Source organism: Paraburkholderia sp. J10-1 (genome assembly GCF_905220165.1).
Lineage (GTDB): Bacteria > Pseudomonadota > Gammaproteobacteria > Burkholderiales > Burkholderiaceae > Paraburkholderia.
On the sequence record NZ_CAJMYW010000001.1, the window covers coordinates 127,824 to 143,787 of the forward strand.

Annotated in this window: 16 protein-coding genes and 1 riboswitch; of the genes, 4 read left to right on the plus strand and 12 right to left on the minus strand. The window is 62.2% G+C overall.

What is annotated here, in order from left to right:
* Window positions 1-38: 38 nt before the first annotated feature.
* Window positions 39-998 (minus strand): DMT family transporter, encoded by a 960-nt coding sequence (locus U5A65_RS00575; protein WP_321945128.1) that lies wholly within the window; start codon window positions 996-998, stop codon window positions 39-41.
* Between the two features lie 349 nt (window positions 999-1,347).
* Between U5A65_RS00575 and U5A65_RS00580 the strand changes: the two genes are divergently transcribed.
* Window positions 1,348-2,676 carry an FAD-dependent oxidoreductase gene (locus U5A65_RS00580; RefSeq protein ID WP_321945129.1) on the plus strand — a complete coding sequence of 443 codons (1,329 nt, stop codon included), beginning with the start codon at window positions 1,348-1,350 and terminating at the stop codon, window positions 2,674-2,676.
* Window positions 2,677-2,703: 27 nt separating this feature from the next.
* Here the strand turns inward: U5A65_RS00580 and U5A65_RS00585 are convergent, their stop codons facing one another.
* The 7 genes from U5A65_RS00585 to U5A65_RS00615 all read right to left on the minus strand — a co-directional run bounded on the left by U5A65_RS00585 (window position 2,704) and on the right by U5A65_RS00615 (window position 8,685).
* A complete protein-coding gene (locus U5A65_RS00585; protein WP_321945130.1) occupies window positions 2,704-3,558 on the minus strand; it encodes a class I SAM-dependent methyltransferase in 855 nt (284 codons plus the stop codon).
* Window positions 3,559-3,615: 57 nt separating this feature from the next.
* The gene (locus U5A65_RS00590) at window positions 3,616-3,822 is read right to left on the minus strand and encodes a hypothetical protein (RefSeq protein ID WP_321913240.1); all 207 of its coding nucleotides are present in this window, start codon (window positions 3,820-3,822) and stop codon (window positions 3,616-3,618) included.
* Window positions 3,823-4,008: 186 nt separating this feature from the next.
* Window positions 4,009-4,500, minus strand: a complete 492-nt coding sequence (locus U5A65_RS00595; RefSeq protein ID WP_321913239.1) for a YbaK/EbsC family protein — start codon at window positions 4,498-4,500, stop codon at window positions 4,009-4,011.
* Window positions 4,501-4,642: 142 nt separating this feature from the next.
* On the minus strand, window positions 4,643-5,011 hold the full coding sequence (locus tag U5A65_RS00600) for a DUF190 domain-containing protein (RefSeq protein WP_321913238.1): 369 nt from the start codon (window positions 5,009-5,011) through the stop codon (window positions 4,643-4,645).
* A 175-nt stretch (window positions 5,012-5,186) separates the two neighbouring features.
* On the minus strand, window positions 5,187-5,516 hold the full coding sequence (locus tag U5A65_RS00605) for a DUF190 domain-containing protein (RefSeq protein WP_321936921.1): 330 nt from the start codon (window positions 5,514-5,516) through the stop codon (window positions 5,187-5,189).
* A gap of 83 nt (window positions 5,517-5,599) precedes the next feature.
* Window positions 5,600-7,153, minus strand: coding sequence for a MutS-related protein (locus U5A65_RS00610; protein ID WP_321945131.1), 1,554 nt, complete (start codon window positions 7,151-7,153; stop codon window positions 5,600-5,602).
* Entirely contained in the window at window positions 7,150-8,685 is a 1,536-nt protein-coding gene (locus tag U5A65_RS00615) for a MutS-related protein (protein ID WP_321945132.1), read from the minus strand. Before U5A65_RS00615 ends, U5A65_RS00610 begins: the two co-directional genes overlap by 4 nt.
* A gap of 158 nt (window positions 8,686-8,843) precedes the next feature.
* Window positions 8,844-8,906: riboswitch (Fluoride riboswitch) on the minus strand.
* Between the two features lie 201 nt (window positions 8,907-9,107).
* On the opposite strand from U5A65_RS00615, the gene U5A65_RS00620 reads away from it, so the two are divergent.
* The gene (locus U5A65_RS00620) at window positions 9,108-9,491 is read left to right on the plus strand and encodes an ATP-dependent protease (protein ID WP_321913234.1); all 384 of its coding nucleotides are present in this window, start codon (window positions 9,108-9,110) and stop codon (window positions 9,489-9,491) included.
* A gap of 68 nt (window positions 9,492-9,559) precedes the next feature.
* On the opposite strand, the gene U5A65_RS00625 is transcribed toward U5A65_RS00620, so the two are convergent.
* The 4 genes from U5A65_RS00625 to U5A65_RS00640 all read right to left on the minus strand — a co-directional run bounded on the left by U5A65_RS00625 (window position 9,560) and on the right by U5A65_RS00640 (window position 14,233).
* Window positions 9,560-10,639: a porin gene (locus tag U5A65_RS00625; protein WP_321945133.1), complete on the minus strand. Its 1,080-nt coding sequence runs from the start codon at window positions 10,637-10,639 to the stop codon at window positions 9,560-9,562.
* A gap of 131 nt (window positions 10,640-10,770) precedes the next feature.
* The gene (locus U5A65_RS00630) at window positions 10,771-12,108 is read right to left on the minus strand and encodes an MFS transporter (protein ID WP_321945134.1); all 1,338 of its coding nucleotides are present in this window, start codon (window positions 12,106-12,108) and stop codon (window positions 10,771-10,773) included.
* 39 nt (window positions 12,109-12,147) lie between these two features.
* A complete protein-coding gene (locus U5A65_RS00635) occupies window positions 12,148-13,251 on the minus strand; it encodes a M14 family metallopeptidase (protein ID WP_321945135.1) in 1,104 nt (367 codons plus the stop codon).
* A 34-nt stretch (window positions 13,252-13,285) separates the two neighbouring features.
* The gene (locus U5A65_RS00640; RefSeq protein WP_321945136.1) at window positions 13,286-14,233 is read right to left on the minus strand and encodes a gamma-glutamyl-gamma-aminobutyrate hydrolase family protein; all 948 of its coding nucleotides are present in this window, start codon (window positions 14,231-14,233) and stop codon (window positions 13,286-13,288) included.
* On the opposite strand from U5A65_RS00640, the gene U5A65_RS00645 reads away from it, so the two are divergent.
* Window positions 14,189-15,130 (plus strand): LysR family transcriptional regulator, encoded by a 942-nt coding sequence (locus tag U5A65_RS00645; RefSeq protein ID WP_321945137.1) that lies wholly within the window; start codon window positions 14,189-14,191, stop codon window positions 15,128-15,130. The genes U5A65_RS00640 and U5A65_RS00645 overlap by 45 nt on opposite strands.
* A 94-nt stretch (window positions 15,131-15,224) precedes the next feature.
* Window positions 15,225-15,947, plus strand: coding sequence for a YafY family protein (locus U5A65_RS00650; RefSeq protein WP_321945138.1), 723 nt, complete (start codon window positions 15,225-15,227; stop codon window positions 15,945-15,947).
* Window positions 15,948-15,964 lie beyond the last annotated feature (17 nt).

Below are 15,964 nucleotides of genomic sequence, written 5' to 3' on the forward strand. Positions count from 1 at the left end.
GTAGCCATGCGCAGGTCGCATGAGCGTGAGGTATCGATCTAAGTGACGACCTCCTGCGCCTCGACCGTCGACGAAGGCAGAACTTTAAGCGCGAGGACGACGCCGCAGACAATGGCTCCGACGCCGACTGCCTCGTTGAACGTCGGCCATCGGCGACTCGCCACCAGACCGAACGACGTGGCGAACACGGTTTCCGTGACGATAAGCTGACCCGCGAGCCCAATCGGAAGCCGCTTTGACGCAATCGTCCATGCCCACGAACCGGCAATCGACCCCACCGCGGCGAGCACCAGGGAGCTGAGGAGGATGATCCCGAACGACGGCCATTGCAATCCGAGGCTGGCGAAGTTCAGTAGTGACAGATGCGTGGCCACAGGAACGAATAACGCGATTTCGATTGCGCCACCGATCATCATCATCGCTGTCCATTTGCGCGGGTCCATCGTCGGGCGTTTTTTGAGTGCGTTCCGATTCGACAGTGCGAACGCTGTCCACAGCGAGACTGCCCCGAATGAAATCGCGACTCCGGCGATCACGCTTGTCGACAAGCCGTTGAGTGCCGCGATGAGCCCGGGCCAGTTCACCATTACCAGCCCCAACGCTATGAAGCCTAGCGGCAGGCTCAACACTCTCCACGACGTGGCTTGTGGGCCCTGGTTGCCGGCGATGGCCAACACCACGGGCACAGTTGCGACGATGGCAGGCGGGATAATCGGGCCGGCGAACCGTACAGCTGCCATGATGGTCACGAAATAGCCAACATACCCGACGAAACCGAGCCACGCGGCGACCAGCCAGTCACCTGTGGCCGTGCGTGCGCCCTGGTCTTTCACCGCCACGAACAACAGCAGGCCCAAAATTCCTGAGAGCAGGAAGCGTGTCACGGCCATGTCGTAAATGGTGTAGGGGCCAACGACATACGGGGCCACGAAATTCAGTGACCACGAGAAGGCTGCAAAAACGGCGGCCGCGACGCCGATCAAAAACTGCGCTTGCATACTTATTCTCCGAAGTCGCCTGTAACGAGGTTATCGACTACGGACCTGGCGGCATTCCAGAATAAGGCAGATAGTTGTCCAGGAACGACAACCAATTACAGCGCGTCCGCCAGAGTCCGCATCGGCTCATCACGCTGCTGGAACTGCTTCTTCGGCATCCTGAATACTCTCACCTATGCTGTCTTTTTGCCGAAATCGTGGCTGTCTGTTACGACCGGGCGCTCTCGCGCAGGCAAACAGCCTCGCGGCCAGCGCGCGACCTGCACCGCTCGCAAGTTCGAGTGCGAGTTGACAGCTCACCGAATTGTGGTCTGTCAAAACATGCAAGCTGCATAATGGCGATGGACGAATGCGCGACCAGGTGCACTGGCGCCTGTTCATTCGATGCCGGTTTACTAACGTCATTCGCGGCGGAGGTCTACAGATGACACCGTGCAGCTACGACGTCGTGATCGCGGGCGGCGGCCTTGGCGGCGCCGCGCTTGGCCGCGCACTGGCGGGCGCCGGGGCGCACACGCTCATTGTCGAGCGCGAAACGTTGTTCAAGGACCGCGTGCGTGGCGAAGGCATCTTCCCGTGGGGCGTGGTCGAAGCCAGTACGCTCGGGATTGAACGCCTGCTTCTCGACGATGGGGCGCACGTGGTGCCCTTCTGGAAGAAATACACGGGACCGGGTCATATGGATTGCCGGGACCTTGCCGCCACTACCCCCGCACACACTGCGTGTCTGAACTTTTTTCACCCGGCGATGCAACGCACCCTGCTGGACGCGGCAGAAGCATCGGGGGCAATTGTGCTGCGTGGAGCCGAGGTGGTAGGCGTCGAACCCGGTGATGTGCCGGGCAAGGCGCCGGTTGCCGAGATACGCACGAACGAAGGCAAACATTGGGCGAAAGCGCGCCTCGTCGTGGGCGCTGACGGTCGCAGGTCGGTAGTGCGCAGGACCGCGGGCTTTTCGCTTAATCAGGACGCCGGACGACTGATTGTTGCCGGGGTTTTGTGTGAAGGGCTGGATGCTCCAGAAGACGCGATCCACCACTTCCAGTGCCCGGCATTGGGACAGACCGCACTGATCTATCCAATCGGCCGTCAGCGATTTCGCACGTATTTTGTCTCACGGGTCGGGCAGCTTGCGCGGCCCATCAGCGGAAACGGCCACATCGGCGAATTCGTCGATGCGTGTGTCGACACGGGCGTGCCGCGCGACTGGTTCGAACACGCGCGCGTCATTGGCCCGCTTGCGTCATATCCCGGTGCCGATAGCTGGGTCGATCATCCCTGCAACGGCGGCGTGGTGCTGATTGGGGACGCCGCGGCGGCCAGTGACCCGGCGTGGGGAGGAGGGCTGTCGTTGACGCTGCGTGACGTCAGGGTGCTGCTTCACCGTTTGCTTGCGGGTGATGACTGGGAAGCCGCTGCGCACGCATATGCTTTTGAGCACGACCGGTACTACGGCGCGCTGCACCGTGTGCACGATTGGCTCGCCCAACTGCTGTACGAACGCGGAAAGATCGCTGATGAGCGCCGCGCCCGTGTTCTGCCCTGTCTCGCGATGGAGCCCGATCGCATGCCCGATATCAGAGGGATGGGGCCCGAGGCTCCGTCGGACGAAACGGCGCGTCGGCGTTTTTTCGTCGAGGATGGCATCTTGCCGCGCGCTGAAAGGGGCACAGCCTGATCGGTACGGCAGCTGGCCAACGCTCATTCAAGCGGGCGTGCTGCTGATTAACCACATCGCGCCGGGCAACCGCACTCTCGCACCGTCCGCATAGGGCGCAAGCGCCTCGCGAACCGATGCGGTGGCGGCAGAGATAATCTCCGCTGGCTGATTGCGCAACCAACTATTCACCGCGCCGATCTGGGTTGACTGAACCACCGCCTCCTCCAGCCCACGGCCAGCGGCGATATCGAGGTCCATGTCGAGCTTCTCGAAGTGCGGTGGCGCCCAGCCGGCCGCCGTGGCAACCTCGGTCACGTGGTTCCGATCGGCGAAGGCGAACATTCCGGGCGCGTTGGGCACCGGCTGCGGCCTCGGCGGCAGGTGCCGCGCAGCCGCGGTCATCGGCACTTCCATCCACGGGTTTTCGGCCAGCGCGCGCCAGCACACGAGCGCCATGCGCGCGTCCGGCGCGGCGGCCCGGCGCATATTGGCAAATGCCGCCACCCGGTCGCCGAAGAACATCACGCCAAACGCGGAAATCAGCAAATCGTATTCGTCCAGCGCGGCCGTTGCCGGATCCGTGTGCCGCCAATCGACATTGGCAATGCCGGCGGCGCTCGCGCGCCTTTTACCCTCAGCAAGCATTGGCCCGGAAATGTCCAACCCCGCCACGCGGCCGGACGAACCCACGGCGCGCGCGAATTCCAGCGTGGGCGCGCCACAACCGCAGCCGATATCCACCACCCGCTCTCCGGCATGCGGTGCGGCAAAGGCAAGCAAGGCGTTTGTCACCGGCGCGAGCGTGATGTCGGTGTGCGCCTGTCGCGCCACCCAGATGTCGCCGCCGTTCCCGTTCCAGAAGGCAAGCATGTCGGCGTTGATCTCTTCGGGCGAGGCCATCCGGGTTCTCCTACGGGGCGGGTGAGCACGTCGCGGCTTCGCCGAACACCAGATTTTCTAGTATTCCTTAATTAAACGGGCCAGCGACTCTGCCTCTCGCGCAATGGCTTCGTCTGCCGATACGCCGTCGTTGATCCATAGCTGGACGGTATCCACGAACGCTTTTTGTGCCGCGCCGCACAACTGGGTGATACGGATTCGATAAACGCCATCGAAGCTGAACACCTCCAGACGCCCTTCGTACTCACGCGCATAGAACTTCATCGTTCGCTCCTTGAGTCGCCGCCGTGCGTTCCTTCGATGCTGCGGGTATCACCGCCGCGCCCGCGCGTGCTGCCGCCCTTTCGTACGAGCACGAGCGCGCCCTTTCGTCGCGCAAGATCTGCACGCGAACGTGGGAGTTTTACCGCTACGTCGACATTCAATGCGCGGCGGCCCCGCACCGCTCACTCACGCGCGGCCACTCATGCCTCGCATGCGCCTTGCAAAATGGGCACGCTCCGCGTCGTCCATCAGCGCCAGAAACTCGTCCGCTTCCATATGGACCAGCTCTTCGTGATCGCCCGCCTCGAAGTAGATGTCCGGCTGCCCCGCCAGGTTCGCTTCGAGATAGGTTTTCATGCCATACGCCCCGCAGATCGGCGGCAATGCCCCAGCATCGCAGTCCTTGAACAGCTCGCGCAGGTCGGCTTCTGTCGCGAGGGCGAGCCTGCGGCCTGTCTTGTTCCAAAGCTCCGACAATTGCACGGCATAGGTCGAGGGCAGTACGACGGCCACATAGCCGTGCTCGTCTTCGAGCAGTACGGTTTTTGCAAGGCGGTCGCCGGGAATGTGCGCTGCCGCAGCGCTTTCCATGCTCGAATGACTGTATGGGTGGCGCACGATTTCGTAGCGTGAGCCCTTGCTGCGCAGGCGTTCCTGCAGAGTGGTCGACATCGACATGGCACACCTCCTGTCGAATGCGTAGAAGAAAACCAGCCGCTAGTCACCACTTCAGAATAGTTCACACGCGCGTGAATAGCACGCCGGCGCCGCCGCCGCAGATTCGCAGTACGAAGACCTGGCGGCGCATGTTGTGAAGTGACTATTTCGGCTTATGACCGAATAGGGAAAAGCGCGCTTTCCCTGCCTGCTGCGAGTCCGCACCGAGCACCCCAAACTCGACGGGAAACCGCGTGTAGAAGACGTGAACGTGCTCAGCTTCAACGGCGTCGAGCATGCGCTGCGCCTCGTCTTCCGTGACGGCGAGAATAACCTGCACCGGTTGGTCAGCGAGATTCAGCAGATGCGCCCCATGATGTGCGCCGGCATGCCCAGTCCCCTCCGCGCAGTTGATCACTGTGACGCCATGAATTCCCAGGCGGCCCGCTTCGTGAAGCAGCCATTCGCACACCGTCCGATGTCCGTGATGGCGGTCATGTTCGGTGTAAAACGTAAGCTGAAAGCCGTTCATGCCCTCCTCCACGCGCGGGAGACCGCTGAGCAGAAGCTGCAGCCGGAAGGTCCTTCGGTGCCGACCCGGCACCGAAGGACCCTCAATCCATTCTAGTGCAAGGGTCTGGCGCCGACATGTGCTGCATTGCAGCGCACGCGCGCGACATAGGGCACAAGCTCAGCGTGTTCTGTCCTCAGTCCGCAGCTTTCGTTCCAAGCGTGGCGTATTCGATTCGCGTACGCGTATAAAAGAGGGGAACACCGCCGCCGTTGAGCTTGTCGAGCAGGTTGTCAATCTGCGCATCTCCGGCGATAAGGGTGACGGCGACCGACTGTTCCGCAAGCTCGAAAAAGCGAGCAGCATGATATTTTCCCTTGTGGTCTACACCTTCGGCTACCTCGACCACCGTGGCGCCATGAATGTCCGCATGCCTGGCTTCCTCAAGTATCCAGTCAACGACCGAAAGGTGCCGGACGCGATGACTCTGATTAGCCGCATAGATGGTCAGTTGACTACCTTGCATAAACACCTCCTGATCAAGTTAATGAACTGTGCCGGGCCAAAAGCCAGAGAAGCGACGACGCCCCGCTGGCTGCTGCCCTGGGGTCAAGCCTTAACGCGTGGCGAACGCTCCTGCCTATGCCCAGCATCGTCTGACTCCATGGCGTCTTCCTCGAATAAGGCGCGGTACAAGTCCTGCCCGAAACTCGTTTGCAGCGGCTCTCCCTGAATCAGGCGGAACGTGCGCTCGCCGTCTTCCCGGCGTTCGGCCCGCAGAAAGACTGCGGGAAACGCGCATTCAGTAGCGAGACCCTTTGCCAACGTGAACAGATGCGTGACAAGGCATATCTTTACGCGCGCCTCGAGCAGAGCGTCGATAATCGCTCTACCGACTTCCGAGCCCTCACGTTCGTTGGTCGATGCAAACGACTCGTTTGACAGGAAGAGCGCGTGAGGCCGGATATGGTCAACGACCTCGCTCATGCGTCTTAACTCTTCGTCGAATTTTCCGCTTTGCATCGTGACATCTTCCTCCCGCTTGTAGTGCGTGAAGATCCCGGTCGCGACGTTTGCTTCAAATGCCGAGGCGCCGACGATGCCGCCCGCCTGGAGCAGTACCTGTGCGATTCCAATACTACGCAAAAAAGTCGATTTCCCGCCCTGGTTCGCGCCGGTCACGACCATAGCATCCTTGCCGTTCGCGTCGACGTCGTTGCCCACCGGTGCGTGCTCCATACGCAGTGCGAGACTGATGTCGTACAGCCCTGAGAAGCTGTGCCTGCGCTGCTCAACCGGAAAAGGCACAGGAAAACAGACTGGCAAACCTCGCTTTGCCAGTCTGTTGCGCAAATTCATGAAACCCAGATAGAGGCCAAGCTCCGCGCGCAACATCGCGAAGAAGCTCTTGATGTGATCAGCGGACTGGGCAAGCGCGTTTGCAACGTGGTTGATGCCGCGCGCTTCAAGTTCGGCGACCGCACGGGCGCCGTTCTCATCTCGCTCGGCAATGCGGAACGTGTATGAGCGTGGCCGCCTTGCGAATAGACGGCGAATCAGATTCGGGTCCGGCTCGTGGGGTCTGCGTAAAACGTAGCGGGTGCCCTTGTTGCCACGACCTGGTTGCGCACTCATCAGCACACCGCGGTTGAACCTGAGTTCCCTCAGGCAATGCTTAACAGCTGCGAAATAGTCGTCCGGCAACGCTTCGCGCACCATCGCGAAGAACCGTCTGAAACCAGCCGATTCGAATGACGACGTTTCATCGTCCGCGAGTTGGCGCAACTTCACCAACGAGGCGAAATACGCCTGCACGAGGTCTCGGGCCGAGTGCAGGACGCTGCTCGCCGAAGCCGTCAATCCCCAGTAGAAGCTCTTGCGCTCTGTCTCTTGCGCCTCCACGGCAATCGCATAGAGCCGCCGTACAACGGCCTCGTGGCTCAGACAATCCCTGAGCACGGCCTGTCGATAAAGAATGTCGCCAAGCTCGTCCAGACTGACGGTCACGACCTTCTTCGCCACACCCTCGAGAAATTCGTCGCCCGCCCCCATCGCCGCAAAGACGGTGGCGAGTTCGAGATCCCGCGTGAGCGTGGTTTCGTTCCATTGTTCACCGCGATGCCAGTCGAAATCGCGCTGCGCATAGAGCAACCATGCTTTCATGATGCAAGGCGCTCCTTCAGGCGTTCATAGGTGAGCCCGTACTGCTCGGCCACAGAGACGGCGTATGTGCGTCCATCGGCGAGCTTTCGGCGAATACGGAACGTTCGCTGCGCCGGATTGGACGGGCAGATTTCACTGACCATGCTCACTGTCTGCGCGCCGAGCCGGGCCAACTCTTCGACAAAGGTCACGCATACGCAAAGCGCGTCGCGTTCCATAATCCGGTTGACGATCCGGCGGCAGAGAAATAGCGCATCGGCAAGCGTCGTGGAACTGAAAATCTCGTTCATCACGATGACGCTGCGGGGCGTGGCTCGCGCCAGGATGGCGTGCATGCGCATGAGGTCATCCTGCAACTTGCCGCGCATGTCCTTCGTATTCTCTTCGCGCTCAAAATGTGCAAAGAGCTGATCGCAGAGATACAGGCGCGCCTCACTGCCAGGCACCGGGCAACCCAGCCTCGTGAGGTAGTGAAGTTGCCCGAACGCTCTGGCGAAAGTCGTCTTGCCGCCGTTGTTGGGACCCGAGACAACAATAATGCGCTCAGCACGCTCCAGCCAGAAGTCGTTGCGCACGACTGGAAGCTTGTCTGCACACAGCTTGTGCGCGAGCGCGAGGTCGAACGTATCGTGACAACGTTCGGCCTTGCTCGACGACGAAACCACCGGGAAGCAGAATGGAAGACCTTGCTCCCGGCAATTCTGAATATAGGCGTCGTACGCGATGTAGAACTGCGCCTCGCGGTCGAATGAGGCGATGGTGGCATCAAGGAAGTCGGTGTGATTGAGCTGGAAGCTGGCGAGCATCGCAAATGGTTGAGGCTGGAGCCTGGCGACGTAGTCCAGTATCTGTGCCTCGACGTGATTCATTTCCGGCCATTCCTTGACCTCGACACTGTGGTCCTTGACCTCACCCTGCTTGAATCGCTCGAAAATAGCCACGACGTATGCGCTGTAATCGCTCTCGCGGTCGTCATTCAGCACGGTCACCGCGTTGCCGTGAATGTGCACCGCGTATCTAACGGCTTCCAGCGCCGTCTGCAGGTCCACCACATCTCGCCTGAGTCCGATGAAGTCCTCGCCACGAAGATACCCTGCAAGCCACGCGCTGAACTCGCGCAAGCCTGCCGACTTCGGGGGAGTCTCATGTAGCGTGGCTTCTAACGTCCCAAGCGCATCGCAATACCGGAACGCAGCTTCGAGAAACCACCATTGTTTTTGTCGCGGATAGTAAAGCTTCTCTGCCTGTGCCAGCGCTGAGCGCATCTTGCGCATCGACTGCGCAAACGCGTGAATACAGCGGGAAATCTCGTCGCTCCCGAGGTCGCGCATCACGTCATGCCGGTACCGTATTGCACTCTCGCGATCGAGCGCTGTACGAAAGAACGGCTTCAGGTCGTACTCGTCATAGCCTTGCGTGAGCTTCAGTTCAATCTGGTCGAGATTCAGGTCGCCAAAGCACTCCGGCTCGTGCACTTCGCCAGCAGGCGGCCCGTCTTCGGGTGTCTCAAACAGGATGCTGTGAAATCCCATCTCCAGTCCCTCGTCGCCACGCCTTTGGCAGAGCGCGACGAAACCCAGACCCAACGAAGGTTGGGCTGTGACGATGCGAACCGGGAGTTGCCGTCTTGACGGCACAGACACAGGTGGGGCCAGCGAAGAAACCGCATGCACCGACAGTGCCTGTTCCCAGGCCGGTAGGCATCATTAGCCCGTCGGGGCGGTTCCAGGAGAATGCCATCTCCTGCAACAACGTTACGCCTCTATCGCCAGCGCTGCAAGCCCCCAGGCGGGCGTACCCGGGCAGAACGCGGTGTGTGGCAGCTGCCGCATCGACAGCGTTCGAACGCGCCGCAGGCCGCCTGCGCGGGCATCGCAGTTGCGAAAGTGAGGGAGTCTCGGGCGTCCAGTCGCGGCCCGCGCGATAATGTGCCACGGCCCACATGAGATATGCGATGACAACCCCATTCGACGAGGCAACAACGGCGGCGATCGCCGCGTTTGCCCAACTGGACTTCTACACGGCTGTGCAGGCGATGCGCGCCGAGGCCGACTACGACCGCGAACGCGACCAGTGGATCTCGCACTACATCGACGAGCACGGCGGCGGCGTGGACGATGCGGCATACGACGCCTTGCACGCGCAGGCCCAGGCAACGCCGGAATACGCGCAGTTCGTCGATGCCGTTCGCAGGGAGATCCTGGAATACTTCGGCGTGACCGACGATCAACTGGACTGGATGGTCCTGCTGCGCGACGACGACAGCGATGCGCTTTGGGCGGAGGTCAACCGGCAGCGCAACGTGCTGGGCACCGGTGAAGTGCGCGGAGACCTCTGATCATCGCTGGGCGTCGGGGCGTGACCAGAGCGTCGCCCCCGAAAATCAGGCCGTACCCGCGAGAACGGCTAGAACAAATGCCTGATGCCCACACGCGACAGGAATTGGCTGTCTGTCGACGAAGTGCCGGCCAGCGCGATCGATGCCTTGGTGCTGTCCCCGAATGCTCGCTGCGCATGCACGTCGAGGTAGACATCTGTGCGCTTGGAGAGCAAATAGTCCACGCCGCATGACAGCGTGAGCCAATGCGACGCATCGAGCTTGTCGTACGAGATCTTGGTGGCGAGCACGAGGTCGGGCCGGGGCCGATATTCACCGCCAACGTGAATCACCTGGTCCTGTGCGCTGGCGTTTCCAAGTTCCAGATGGGTATTGGTATAGACCGCTGACACCCGCCATTGACCCGGTGTATAGGTTGCACCAAATCCGAAGATGCGCTGCTTGTCGACGAGCAACGCGGTAGCGGGCGTGATCGGGCGCCCGAAGATTTCCGCCGCGCCAGTCATGCCGACATAGACGGGGGCGCCATTGATATCGGTGTAGAAGGCGCCTGCGGCAAAGGCGCTGCCGGCGTATTGCACCGTTGCACTCACCGCGCGACCGGCGTTTGTCGTGGTGTTACCGGAACTTGCGCCGAAGCTGTACTGCGCTCCGGCCGAAAAGCCCGCAACCGTGCGCGACATGAATTGCACCGTGTTGTTCAACCGCTCGCCGGAAACGCGATCCAGGTCGCCGTTTTCAACACTGTAGATGCCACACGACAAGCACGGCAAATAGCGGATCATGGAGTACGCGAAGTCGTATTGACGCCCGAGCGTCACATCTCCAATCGACGCATCGCCCAGGCCGACATAAGCCTGCTTGCCGAACAGCAGTCCGCCTTGCCCCAACGTACCCGTGTTCACCGAATAGCCGTTTTCCAGCTTGAATAGCGCATGCTTGCCGCCGCCCAGGTCTTCGACACCCGTGAAACCTAGCGAGTTGCTCTTGTTGATGCCGTCTGCCATGGCGAAAGACGAACTGCCGTGGACGTTGCTCACGTAGGTCAGCCCTGTATCGAGGCTGCCGAAGATCGTCACGCTCGACTGCGCGTTCGCAGCACCGTTCATACCGGCCAGCACGAGGCCGGCGATCATGGTCTTTTTCATGTCTCGTTCTATTGTCTTTATGGTGAAAATGCAGGCGCGCGAGCGCCCCTGCCAGGCTTACGCCCGGCATGATGCGAAGGTGCGGTGAGTAGCTGGCCGGGCGCGGGCACTGCCGCGCACGGCGCAGAACGCTATCTGGACACGTCCACGTTGCGTGTTTCGGGAAGCATCGCCATGGCGGCAAGGCTCAGCACACTGGTCGCCACCATGTACCACGCGGGCGCCATCGGGCTTCCGGTCCAGGCAATCAAGGCCGTCACGGCGAACTGCGTGGTGCCGCCGAACAGCGTGGTGCCGATTGCGTAGACGAGCGACACACCCGTGCTGCGAAAGCTGGCGGGCAGCAATTCGGGCATGACCACCATCGCCGCCGTTGCGCTCATGGCCGTCAGCAACGCGAGAATCACCGTCACCAGCAGGAAGCTCGTTGCGCCCGGCGCGGCCTGCAGCCACAGGAACATCGGCACGCTCAACAGCATCAGCAGCACGCGCGGTGCAATCAGCACGATCTTGCGGCCGCGCATGTCGCACAGCCATCCGCCGGCCAGGCCGCCTGCAAACGTCAACAGGCCGCCGACCAGTGCGCTCGTCTGCGCGATCGTTGGCGGCAGCTTCAGCGTCTGGATGGCGTAGGTCGTCATGTAGTTGCCGATCTGCGAGGAGACCGCGCCCGAGAGCGTCATCAACACGCCCAGCACCAGGTAGCGCCGATGCGTACGCACGACGCCGCCCAATACCTCAGACGCCGTGCGAGCGTCGTTGTCCTCGAGCGTTTCGGGCAGACTCCGGCGAATATAGACAGCCACTGGAACGAGCAGCAGGCTCGCGATGAACGGAATACGCCAGCCCCATGCCGTCAGCTGGTCCGCGCGCAATGTCATCGATACCAACACACCGAATACGCCCCCCACGGCGACTGCAATGCCCTGGCTTGCGAGTTGCCAGCTTGCATAGAGCGCACGCCGCCCAGGTGGCGCGGCTTCGATGAGAAGCGCCGTCGCCGGACCGACCTCGCCGCCTAGCGCAAAGCCTTGCAGAAGCCGGCACAGCACCACGATGAGCGGCGCCGCCATGCCGATGCTGGCATATGACGGCGTGGCGGCCATTCCCAGCGTGCCGACCGTGATCAACGCAACCGTGAGAATGAGTGCGGGCTTGCGGCCCGCACGATCGGCAAAAGCGCCGATCAGCACCGCACCTAGCGGGCGCGTGAAAAAGCCCACGCCGAACGTCGCCGCCGCAAGCAGCAGGCTCCCGTACTGGCCACCGACCGGAAAGAAAGCGTGCCCGATATAGACGGCAAAATACGCGTAAATCACGAAGTCGTAGAATTCGAGCGCGTTGCCGGTGACCGCTGCCGCAACGGCCTTGCGGCTGATGACCGGGCGCAGGCCGCTGACGGTTCCGGCCGGCGCTGTGTTTGGGACGCCCTGGCAGTTGCCGGGTGCGTCGACAAGGGTAGATCGCATGATGTCTCCGTTATCGGGTGCGGTTCGTTCGCAGGCGCGTCAACCGGCCTCGGTCGCGTTCGCTGGCTCCTGCAAACCGCGCACGGTCTGCAGAAATACGTCGCGCCCCTGCTGCCAGATCGCGGCTTGCCAGTCGTCGGCCTGCGGATAGAACGCGTCCTTGAGCGCCTGACGAATCGACGCGGCCTGCGCCACGTCGGCGCCGCCGCTTCGGTGCAGCCAGTGCTCGGCGCGCATGGCGGGCAGCACGAGCGAAGGCGGATGCGTACCGAACTCCAGGCAGATATTGGTGTGCTCGGCCTGCGGGCACGCTTCGAACTGTCCGTACTGAATCGGGCCGGTCATCGGAATGCTGGTCGACGTGCCCTGATTCACCGAGGTCACATCGTCGCCCCACCACCGGCGCGCGCGCGCCAACGCGCCGCCTTCATCGAGACAGGCGAAAATCCGCTCGCCGTGACCATAGGGACCGAGGCCCGTATGAATGTCGATCGAGCCGATGCGAAGGCAACGCTGGGCGTACTCGCGAAGAATCCGGCGGAACGTGCGATTGCTCCACGCCGGCTCGGCGCCGCCGTAGTGAAGACCGTCCGCGAAAGCGTACTGGCCCAGTCCGACTGCACGCTGAAAGCCGCGGGCGCCCCATTGCCTGCGCAACAGGTCGAGCGTCGATTCGTTGTCGTCAGCGGGCGGCCACGTGGCCGGCAGCAGCAGGTCGTGGATTTGCGCGTAGCGTTCGTTCACCGGCTGCGCGGTGCTGAAGTCGACGAAGTTGCGGTTCAGATCGACGTTCTCGTGTGTCGCGCGACGTGAGTGCGAAAAGCCGTACGGGTTGATGGCATGGATATGCAGCACGGCAGTGTCGGCGTCGGCGACACGCCCGAGACCGAGCACGCCGGTCTGGATCGCGGAACCGCAATAGCCTTCCACACCGTGCACGCCGCTAATGAGGATCACGAGATTCGCAGCCTCGCGCGGACCGTCGAGCACGACATCGGTCGCGAGCACTTCTCCATCTTTGCCTTCGAGCGGCAGGACATGCGAGTCGACGGCGAGGCCTCGTGCGGTGGCGGCATTGAGGAATTTGTCGCGCGCTTCAGCGTAGTTGCGACTGAACAGGGCGCGAAATTGAGTGTTCGACATGATTCGATGAGGGGGTTGCTGTGTCGCGCGCACGTCAAACGCGCGCATTGTGTGCGCGCGCGTCACGGCGCGAACGGCAGGCGGCACCAAAGGCTTCAAAAATGGCGAGCGACAGCGGGCTGTCGTCGATGCGCATCTCGGGGTGCCACTGAACTGCCAGCGCGAACTGCGGCACGCAGCCAATCGAGAACGCCTCGATCAGTCCGTCGGTTGCGACGGCCTCCGGGCGCAGCCCAGCGCCCAGGCGGTCGACTCCCTGGTGATGCAGCGAATTCACCTGCTCCACCGGGTTCGTGCCGATCTTGTCGAGCACACCGCCGCGCATGATCCGCACAGCGTGGCTGTCGTCGTACCAGCGTTCGATAGGCCGGTCGTGATCGCCTTCGCGATGATCGAGCCGGCCAGGCTGCGCGTGCACCGCGGCCTCGAGTGTGCCCCCGTACATGACATTGAGCTCCTGCAAGCCACGGCAAATGCCGAGCGTCGGGATGCCGGCCGCGATCAGGTCCGGCAACACGTCGAGAACGGCTGCATCGCGCCAGCGGTCCTGCCGTGTCGTTTCCGGCAGCGGCGAAGCGCCATAGCGCTCGGCGGCGACATTGGAAGGGCTGCCGGTCAGCACGATGCCGTCGAGCGTCGCGGCCAGCGTCTCGCCGTCCAGTGCCTCGGTGCAGGCCGGCAACAGCACGGGCAACGCGCGCGCGATCGTGGCAACGGCACGCACGTAGCCGTGCAGGACGGAATGCCCGCGATGCCCGTAGTGCTCGATGCTGTCGGAGATGATGCCGACAACAGGACGGCGCTGGCTTGGGGTCGTATCGAGAGGCATGGGCGTGAAGAGTGAGTCAATGCCCGCGCAGTCTAAGCAGCGCAGCGACTTGTGTACATTGCGTATTTCTGGGGGATACAATGCAGTTTCTGCAAGTGAACCCACGAAATGAACACCCGCCAGATCCGGCACTTTCTCGCCTTGCTCGACCACGGCTCGCTTGCGGCCGCGGCTGAAGCCGTTCATTTGAGCCAGCCCGCGCTTTCCCGCAGCATCCGCTCGATGGAAGACCTGCTGGGCGTGCCGCTCTTTGACCGAACCGAGCGCCGGCTGCGGCCGACGCCCTACGCACAGGCCTACGAGCCTCGCGCGCGGCGGATGATTCTCAACGAAAAGGAAGGCGCGCGCCTGCTGGCGCTGATGCAGTCGGGCGAATCGGGGTCGCTCGCGTTCGGAATGGGTTCGTCACTCGCGCCCATCCTCCTCGAGCCCATCGTGCTCGGCTTGATGAACGCATCGCCCGGCGTGAAATTGCATAGCGTGATCGAAACATCCGAACGGCTGGTGGCCGCGCTATTGGCCGAACGCCTGGACTTCTTTGTCGGCGATATTCGCGTTGCGCGCGAGCACGCCGATTTGCGCGTCATGGCGTTGTACCCATGCACCTTCGGCTGGTTCGCCCGGCGCGGACATCCGCTCGCGGGCCGCCGGAAGGTGACTTTCGACGATATGCGCGCGTATCCGCTCATTGCCGCCGGTTACGTCGAACCCTCGCTGGCCAGGCGCCTCGGCGACCTTTATGGCCTGAATGCGCCTGTCATCGACTATTTCTCCGTGACGACCGACGACGTCGGCACGGTTCACAGCATTCTGCAAAAGAGCGACGCCATCGTCGCCCTGACCGAACTCGCGATCGTCTCGAAACTGGAATCTGGCGATGCGGTGGCGCTCGCCGTCGATCCGCCATTGGTCATGGACCTGACGCTCGGCATCGTGCATCACGCCGAGCGCACGCTCGTGCCCGCTGCGCAGCAGGCATTCGAGATTGTTGCCGACTGTTTTTCCAGGGTCGGCGCGCGCATTGTCGCTGCTAAAGCCAGCGGGCCGTGAGCCAATTGCTTATTGAACGCGCACCCCATACATTCGGTCTGCAGTAACGGGGCACGTCGTCGATTTCCTTCAGTATCGATATCCGGATTGAGTTATGTCCCGTGCCGAACGTCTCCTTCAACTCCTGCAAGTGTTACGTCGTTATCGACGCCCTGTGAGCGGCCAGGCCCTCGCCGACGAGCTCGGCGTGAGCATCCGCACGCTATACCGGGACATCGCCAGTTTGCAGGCACAGGGCGCCATGATCGAGGGGGAGCCAGGCATTGGCTACGTGATGAAACCGGGCTTCATGCTTCCCCCCATCATGTTCCGCTCGGAGGAACTCGATGCCCTGGTGCTTGGCATGCGCTGGGTGGCCGATCGCGGCGACAAGACGCTATCGGCCGGCGCGCTCAGCACGCTTGCGAAGATAGCCGCTGTACTGCCCGCTGAATTGCGCCGCGAACTGGAGGAATCTTCGCTGCTGGTCGGCGCGCCGTTGACGAGACCGGCCCACATAATCTCGCCGGACCTTTTGCGTGCCGCGGTCCGTGCGGAACGAAAGCTCGAAATAACTTACGTGGACGGCGCTGGCATTCACTCCCGGCGTATCGTTTGGCCTTTTGCCCTGGTGCATTTCGACCAGGCGCGAGTCCTGATGGCGTGGTGCGAGATGCGAGCCGATTTTCGGAATTTCCGTTCGGATCGGATCTTGAGCGTCGAGCAGATGGAGGAGCGCTGCCCAAAGAGGCGCTCCACACTGCTTCGTGAGTGGCGCAAGCGCAATCAGGCCGCCAGCCGCACCATACTGCCAGAATCTGACAGTATCGATCAGTAGACTGAAGCTCCTTTCTT